Origin of the sequence: Polaribacter glomeratus (assembly GCF_002954665.1) — a bacterium.
Classification (GTDB): domain Bacteria; phylum Bacteroidota; class Bacteroidia; order Flavobacteriales; family Flavobacteriaceae; genus Polaribacter; species Polaribacter glomeratus.
Map to the genome: position 1 here is coordinate 304,542 of NZ_MSCM01000001.1, position 4,820 is coordinate 309,361.

At 29.4% G+C, this 4,820-nt stretch carries 4 protein-coding genes; all 4 read left to right on the top strand.

Going from position 1 to position 4,820, the window contains the following annotated elements:
- The first annotated feature begins 128 nt into the window (after positions 1-128).
- The 4 genes from BTO16_RS01300 (at position 129) to BTO16_RS01315 (ending at position 4,654) form a co-directional block, all read left to right on the top strand.
- On the top strand, positions 129-623 hold the full coding sequence (locus tag BTO16_RS01300) for a hypothetical protein (RefSeq protein WP_105019872.1): 495 nt from the start codon (positions 129-131) through the stop codon (positions 621-623).
- Between the two features lie 700 nt (positions 624-1,323).
- A complete protein-coding gene (locus BTO16_RS01305) occupies positions 1,324-1,716 on the top strand; it encodes an HU family DNA-binding protein (RefSeq protein WP_105019873.1) in 393 nt (130 codons plus the stop codon).
- A gap of 1,152 nt (positions 1,717-2,868) precedes the next feature.
- On the top strand, positions 2,869-3,693 hold the full coding sequence (locus BTO16_RS01310; protein WP_245891917.1) for a carboxypeptidase-like regulatory domain-containing protein: 825 nt from the start codon (positions 2,869-2,871) through the stop codon (positions 3,691-3,693).
- A gap of 166 nt (positions 3,694-3,859) precedes the next feature.
- Positions 3,860-4,654 (top strand): cation transporter, encoded by a 795-nt coding sequence (locus tag BTO16_RS01315; RefSeq protein WP_170064394.1) that lies wholly within the window; start codon positions 3,860-3,862, stop codon positions 4,652-4,654.
- Positions 4,655-4,820: the final 166 nt, after the last annotated feature.

The window sequence follows — 4,820 nt, forward strand, 5'->3', positions numbered from 1 at the left end:
ATTGAGCCATACTTAACGAATATAAATATACTTTTCATCTAAAGATTATATTCGTTGGTCGATTTATAAAATTTAAAAGAGGGTATAATTTTATCTTTGAGGTGTATTTAACAACTAAAACCCTCGACATGAAAAATCTTAAAAAAATAGCTGTACTTGCTCTATTATTAATTGGTTTCTTCGCTTTTTCAAAAGCAGAAAAAACAACTTCAAAAACAAGTTTAAATATAGATGCAATTAATATTGTTAAGGCGCTTTCAAATCAAGAATTAGAATGCAGACCTACTTCTAATTTTCTGTTTTATGTAGAAGCTACTTTAGTTAAAAAGTCTCGTGGCTCTAGTACTGTTAATGCTACTATTTTTGTGTTAGACAGAGTTTCTGGTCAATATAATAGTGTAGCTAATGAAAACATTGTAGTACCTTTTCATAAAGAATCAGTTTTACAGTACGATATTGTAAAAAGTAATTGTAATAAAATAACGTTAGCAAACGGCGATAAAATAATAGGTAGTACCCAACCAGCAGCTTATTGTTTTAGTGATTTAATAAAATACGAAGTTGTTTTTAATAGCTACAATAGCGCTATTAATAAACTATTACATATAAATAGAACCTTATAATATTTGAGTTTAATTAACTAAAAGCTTCACAGAAATGTGAAGCTTTTTTTGTTTATGCCAACAAGTCGTAATAAAGTTGGTGCTCTATACTAAAACTTAAGTAAGTAAAACGTTGATGCGTAAAAAGTTATAGAAGCAAAAAAATAGTTGTTTTGGCCTATTTTAAGAAAAAACACGCATTTTGTTAAAAACTGCAGGGTTTTGTGGATAAGTATGGTATTAATTTTTAATAATAAGCAGTATCTTTACGATGTGATACAGCGATTATTTTGTGTTTTATAAGCACAACCTTGTTTAAGGCGTGTTAATCTTTTAAAACACCTTTTAAAAGCATTTAGAAAGTTTATTAAAGAGTGTCACAAACAAAAAAAGCCTTAAAGATGGTGCTTTAAGACTTTTTAAAAACGGTAACACTTAAAGAAGTGTGTAGTTTGATTTCGCAATCATAAAATTACAACTTTCTTTTAGCTTACCAAAAATATTTTTAAATATTTTAAAGCAGTCCACCAAACTGCATTTGGTAAAAAGCATGACTTAAATTTATTAGTCTAAACTCCTGTAGGTGTTTAATATACTTACAGTTATATTACATAAAGACGTATGTGATATTGGCAAACAGTTGCAGAGTTTTAAAGCGCGCTAAAAGAGGTGTTGCATTGCTGCCTCTATAAAAGCAAGGCATTTTATACATTTTTATAGTATGGTAAAAATTACTCCAATTAGTAAGTCTAACCCGCAAGATCGTGCGGCAGATAATAAATTTTATGCACAGGTAATCTCTTCTGGTAAAACAGATTTAGAGCGTTTAGCCTATTTAGTAGCACATCAAAGTACCGTTAGAGAAGGCGATTGTTATGCTGTTATTTTGTCTTTAATTCACAATATTGTAGACGAATTAAAACAAGGTAAAATTGTAAAGCTAGACAAGTTAGGCACATTTAATATTTCTGTAAGTTCAGAGGCAGAAGAAACTGCCGATGAAGTAACTGCAAATTCGGTAAAAGATGTGCGCATAAAATTTAGACCCGATAAAAGAATTAAAAGTTCTTTAAATATAAAAACAATCAATTTTACAACTTCGGATAAAGTGTAAGTTTACCGTTTTTTAATTTTCTTAACCTCAATAACGCTAGTTATTGAGGTTTTTTTTGCCCAAAAGTGCCAAAAAAGCTTAAAACCGCTTATAAGGTTTTAAAAAAACCTTATAAGCTATTAATCAATACTTTATAAGCTTGTTCGTAAAACCTTATAAGCTTTAGTACAAAACCTTGTAAGCTTTTTAAAAGTGCTTATAAGTTAATTTACAGAGGATTTTTTAGGCAAATTATACTTATTTTAGACAAAAAGGACCTTGGTTTTAGCATTAAAATCACTTTTCTAGGGTCAAAAAGAGGGGGAAAAGCTGTTTTTTCGTGCAATTTATAGCTTACATATTGCTTTTTTTTGGGTGTTTTGGTGGATTATTAGCAAAAAAAAAGTCGTTTTTTCTTCAAAAAAATACGTTTACCTGCGGAAACCCGTAAATAATATTCAATCTGATTTTAGATATTTACACAATCAGAGTTAATTTTATGTTTAAGAATAAAATATAGCTGTTTAAAAAGTTAAAAAAAAGTTAGAAAAGCATAGGAACTATTTAATAAATAGGTTGTGCATCTTTCGTTTAAAAACTTATTTAAATGTTAGTTCGAGTGATCACGTTTTTAGGCGTGATTATATCGAGAACCAATTTAATAACTAAAACATCTGTGCTCGTTGCAAGTTTTAGTCATTTCAATTGTGTACTTCACTCGAGTTTATAGAATATTTTAAAATGCAAAACGAGTGTATTAAGAATGAGATTTAAATAAGTAATGAGTACTGAACTAAGATTTAAAGTACACTAAAATAGCATTTTTAACTATTATTTAAATATATTTGAGGGCTATTAAAAAAGAATTAAAATTACATTTTGGTTTTTGTACTAAAAAACTAAAATCAGTTTACAACTTCTTATTAAATAGCAACAAAATGTTTTTTGATCAATGTCATTATGCAGATTTAAGATATTTGACAATTACGCTAATACTTTAAATTTTCGTTATGAATTTAAGGGCAATAAAAAGCGAACCTTTTATTATCTCGTTAAAAACATTAATTAATAAATAAAATTGTTTGTATATAACTAGTTGCCCACAATATGAAAAAACTGCTTGCAATAACAATCTTGTTAATTTCAAACCTCTGTTTTAGTCAATTAAAATCAGTGATAATTAATAGCGAAACGAAGGAAAAAATACAATACGTAAATATTTGGGTTGAAAACGAAAATATCGGAACAACTTCAAATGAAAAAGGAGAATTTAAATTAGAAATTAATGTTACGAAAACTATTCTTTTTTCTGCAATAGGTTTTGAAACAAAAAAAATATCCTCGGATTTAATAAAAGAGACACTTGAATTAAAACCACTGACAACCAAATTAGACGAAGTAATTATTAGTTCTAAAAAAACAACACAAGAATTAATAATCGGAGAATTTAAAAAGTCTAAAATCAATCATTATTTTGGTTGCGGAATAAAACCTTGGATTACTGCTAGATTTTTTAAATATAATGACGAATATGAGAAAACGCAGTTTTTAAAAAAAATAAGAATTCTAACAAAAAGTGATGTAAAAGACTCAAAATTTAATATTCGCCTATACGGAGTAAGCGAAAATGGAGAGCCAGAAAACTATATTTATGACCAAAATATAATTGGAATTGCAAAAAAAGGAAAAAAAACAACTGAAATCGATATTTCTGAATTAAATATTGAATTTCCCGAAAATGGTTTTTTTATTGCAATTGAGTGGCTAATTATTGAAAATAATAAGTATGAATATAAATATACAATGGAAGGTTCAAGAAAAAAATTAGATGGAACCTCTTATGAACCTGCAATCGGAACTTTACCTGCTGAAACGGACGAAAATAGTTGGATTTTTAATCAAGGAAAGTGGAGGAAAATTTGGAAAAATGCTGGAACAAGTAAAAAATATAAAGATAAATATAGTCTAATGGCAATTGAATTAACACTTACGAATTAAAAATACTGTGGGCAACACCGTGTATAATTAATGGCTGGTTCTCGCCTACTTACGAAAATCCTCGCGGATTTTCTATTCGGTTTTTATTTGCTAAATTAGGTGCTTAAACACGCCACTATTCATACACAAACACGTTGTAAGTAATGCGAAAAAACCCAGAAACCGAGTGAATAAAACGATATTTGAAATTACCAAAATGGACTGTCCTTCAGAGGAAAATCTAATCCGAATGAAATTGGACGGAATTTCGAGCATTGCGAACTTGGACTTTGATATTCCGAATCGAAGATTGACCGTTTTTCACAGCGGAGAAATTGACCAAATCGAAAAGTCAGTTATCGAACTGAATTTAGGCGGAAAAAAAATCTCAACTGAACAAACCAACCAAACAGAATTTAAAGAAAATGAAAACCAAAAAAAGTTACTTTGGTCAGTTCTTGCAATAAATTTCGCCTTTTTTATTATCGAAATGACAACAGGAATTATCTCAAAATCAATGGGACTTGTTGCGGATAGTTTGGATATGCTTGCCGACAGTTTTGTTTACGGAATTAGTTTGTTTGCGGTTGGCGGAACTGTGATTAAGAAAAAACGGATTGCAAAACTTGCTGGATATTTTCAAATTACACTTGCGATTATCGGATTTGTGGAAGTTCTAAGGAGATTTTTCGGAGACGAGAAACTTCCGAATTTTTCGACAATGATTATCGTTTCGATTTTTGCACTTATTGCGAACGGAATTTGTCTTTACATTTTGCAAAAGTCAAAAAGCAAAGAAGAGGCACATATGAAAGCGAGTATGATTTTTACCTCGAATGACGTGATTATAAATTTAGGAGTAATAATCGCAGGAATTTTAGTAAATTGGTTAAGTTCGAGTAAACCTGATTTGATTATAGGAACAATCGTTTTTGTGTTGGTAATACAAGGTGCATTTCGAATATTAAAAATAAGTAAGTGAACGAAAAAAAAGCACTACTTACAACACCGTATATAATTTATTGCTGGCTTATCGCCTACTTACGAAAGTCCTCGCGGACTTTCTTGGTCAGTAATTATTTACTAAATTAGTTACTTAAAACACGCAACAAACCATATACAATCACGTTGTACACAATTATGAAGAA